4 protein-coding genes are annotated in these 3371 nt (G+C 49.6%); 1 reads left to right on the plus strand and 3 read right to left on the minus strand.

All coding sequences use genetic code 11. The features are described 5' to 3' along the window. Positions 1-299 precede the first annotated feature (299 nt). Positions 300-464, plus strand: coding sequence for a hypothetical protein (locus tag CLV42_RS34095; RefSeq protein WP_170117746.1), 165 nt, complete (start codon positions 300-302; stop codon positions 462-464). 598 nt (positions 465-1062) lie between these two features. Here CLV42_RS34095 and CLV42_RS33505 read toward each other — a convergent pair. The 3 genes from CLV42_RS33505 to CLV42_RS34100 all read right to left on the minus strand — a co-directional run. Then, the gene (locus CLV42_RS33505) at positions 1063-1926 is read right to left on the minus strand and encodes a tyrosine-type recombinase/integrase (RefSeq protein WP_106606312.1); all 864 of its coding nucleotides are present in this window, start codon (positions 1924-1926) and stop codon (positions 1063-1065) included. After that, positions 1923-2777 carry a tyrosine-type recombinase/integrase gene (locus CLV42_RS33510; RefSeq protein ID WP_106606313.1) on the minus strand — a complete coding sequence of 285 codons (855 nt, stop codon included), beginning with the start codon at positions 2775-2777 and terminating at the stop codon, positions 1923-1925. Before CLV42_RS33510 ends, CLV42_RS33505 begins: the two co-directional genes overlap by 4 nt. An 84-nt stretch (positions 2778-2861) precedes the next feature. Further along, positions 2862-3371 (minus strand): hypothetical protein (locus tag CLV42_RS34100; protein ID WP_211303582.1); only part of this gene is annotated, 510 nt, incomplete at its 5' end.

The raw sequence follows: 3371 nt of genomic DNA on the forward strand, positions 1-3371 counted from the left end.
CAACGGATCCACACTCAAAAACTTCCCTAACCTTGGATCATACACCCGCATCCCATAATCCTGCTGGTTCCCCTCTCCCTTCACCTCATTATCATTCTCCTTCCCATTAAACCCATAACGATAACCGCCTGCGCTACTTTACCCCACGGACCTCACAGCCCCGCACACTTTTTTACTCAAAGAACTGGCCCTAAGATATTGTTTTTTCTTTCATGTGCCCTTTCAGCTGAAAGAAAAAAATAACACTACGTCGGTGGGATAGTGGATGCGTTACTAATGCTGAGGGATATATCCTACGGATGGGCTTTATCCTGCCATACAGCCCTTATACTGACGCTCATCGCATCCACTATCCTGCCGACGGAAGCAAGATAGTACTAACGCTGACCAGGGTACTACTGCTCATGTTCGCGCAGGCATTTCATCAGCTGGTGGGTCAGCGGTCTAATGCCTGGCAGTTATAATCTGCCGCCTAATAGCGATCCTCCGCCACCACCGCCATGACGCCACGGCTGCTGGGGCGGGAGTGCGTAGCGCAGCGAAGCACGGAGCCGCAGCTAGCCGCGCCTAGTCCTTGTTAACAGCTGGGAGCGAAGCGGACAGCAAAGACAAAAAGATAAGGCCGTGGCGGCTAGGCAGGTGGCGGACTAACGAGAGGCAGCGTAGGGATGGCTGTAGCAGAGCCAATGCGGGCAGCCGCCAGACCGGGAGCTGCCCGAACGTAGGACGAAGGGGCGCAAAAACTGTGACAGGTTGCGCATAGGCCCCTTGCATACGGAACACTTGCGCGCAACCTGGCGCAGGTTTTTGTACGACCCGAGGACGGAGTGAGACCGCTTTTCCTGTTCGCTAGTAATACGGAGGCCACGTACTGATGGTAGAAGGCTTTGGCACAGTCAACCAACATTAGACGTTTACGGAGATAGTAGGATTCGAACCTGTCCCCTAAAAACAGCCACAGGCAACGATGTAGATTTTTAAAAAAGTAAAATGCCACGATTCTGCCACAATAATCACCATAGATCACCTGGAGAAGAAGAGATCACCCCCTTGAACTGCTACTCATTTCACCGGATGATACAGCTCTATAGCTGCCTGTAAACGCCCTACATCATCCTGACGGTAACGCTCCGTACTTGATGGGTACTTATGACCCGCGAACTGCTGCACCACGCCTATATCGTGTCCCTGTGTAAACAGGTTGGCGATCACACTCTGACGGATGCGCTGCGCACTCACATCCCGCCCCCGGAACAGACCTGCATAACTGCGTTTTATATGCTTACTGATGTCTTCCCCATGCATGCCTTTACCTCGCTGGCCGATTAGTAGCAACTCACTTTCCTGGCCGCCTAATAACACAGGGCGCACTTCCTGTAGGTAACTGCTTAACCAACCTACCTGTAACGGCTTTAGGGCCAGTGTGCGGCTATTAGTTATGGCAGTGCGCTGGACATATACTGAGCCGCTTTCCAGTAACACATCCTGCACATGTAATGCTGCCAGTTCGCCCACCTGTAAGCCCTGGTAGATCAATAAGCTCATTAACACCTTATTGCGTAAAGCAAGTACGCTAAAACGCTCTTTGCGCTCCAGTAACTGTTCCAGCTCACTACTGCTGAACAGGTCCTGCAGCTGGATGTCTCGGCTTCGCCTGTCACGCAGTTTAATCCCCCGTGCAGGATGATCCGAGCGCTGCCCCGTATAACACAGGTAATCATAATAGGCTTTGATGCTGCTCACAATCCGGTTTAAGGTATGGCTGTTGCGGTAGTGATGACGAAGGACGCCTATATACCCCATTAAGTCCTTATAGACGGCGGTAGAGGCATCGGGGTAACCGGATAAAAAGATGCTGATTTCGCGGGCATAGGACGCCGCTGTAGATGGGGTGTATTGCTGTTGTAGATACTGTTCTAATGTCATAATTGTTGTAATTGATGGGCGCCTACCTTTGCATAGATCTGCGTCGCTTCCAGGTGTCGGTGACCTAAAAAGTCCCGCACATATTCAAGGCTCATACCACCCTGTAGCAGATGGGTAGCTATACTGTGACGCAGGTAATGTGGTGTGATCCCCTCCCATAAACCCGCACGTCTGACCACACCTTTCAGTAAATGATTATAACTCACGCCACTCATTGCCTTACCTACACGGTTCAGCATAAAGGCGCTCTTATCACTATCCCTGCCTTTACGCCACTGTTCCAGGTAGGTGGTCAACTCCCCTGCTACCTTACCCGTCAACGGGATCACACGACGGCTCGCTCCTTTGCCTGAACGTACATACAATAACCGGTGCCTGGCTTGTACATCACGGATGCTTAACTTCACTGCCTCACTACGACGAAGACCACAGCTATAAAACAGGTGTAACATCACCCGCTCCCGGATGCTGGGCGCTGCACTAAACAAAGCCGTTATTTCATCCCGTCCCAGCGCTTCACGGCTGTTACGCTCACCTCTGCGGAACTTTAACCCACTCATCGGGTTATAGCTGATGCCTCCACTGGCCTCCTGCCAGCTAAAGAACACTTTCAATGCATATACATAATGGCTGATCATCATCGCACTGAGTGCTCCTTCTCCCCGCTTTAGAGGCCGTATATGCAGCCATTCGTAAAAATCAAGGATAACTATCGGGGTAACTTCTGTCAGGCCCTTAAAACGCCCATATTGCAAAAAGTCCCGTACACAACCAGGTAACATGTTCTGGGTTGTAGTACTATAACCGCTCTGTTGTAAGTATTGCTTAAAAAGTGTAGGATAATGATGCATGGTACCACTATGATCTTAGATATACTTTTTAACCCCCTTGAGCATTTTTCTGGAACACGGAACACAAGGCACTTCTTCCAGTATTTACGCAGGTTCCAGCGTTCCACTAGCGTTCCGTAGCGTTCCAACTTCTGAAGGACTAGCTGTTTTGATAGCCGTTATTTGAGTGGATAGGTGGGTTTTGATGCGGTCTCTTAACCCCTGATAGTTGTCCCAGTATACTATCTTATAAATAAACCCTTTATTAACGTGGCCGCCACAGGGACGGATATATTCTAACCGGGTCAGGTCATTCGCATAACGGAACAACTGCGTTTTACTGATCTTTAAGCCCTGACGGATTTCACGTAAGCTAAACTCTGCCTGATTGTAATGCTGACCATATTGACTACGCAGGTAATCCTTTAACTGTTCATAGAACTGACGAAGACTACCATCCAGCTCATCTACTTTCAGTACGATACTGTCGAACATAATACTTATAGCCTGCTCTATATCACTGATCTCTGCTACCAGACGCCCCTTGCTGTCTTTGGTACGCTGGTATTGGTGTACCAGCGTTACCATCTTCACAAAGTTTAAAAACAGGTCATG

Source organism: Chitinophaga ginsengisoli (genome assembly GCF_003014595.1).
Taxonomy (GTDB): domain Bacteria; phylum Bacteroidota; class Bacteroidia; order Chitinophagales; family Chitinophagaceae; genus Chitinophaga; species Chitinophaga ginsengisoli.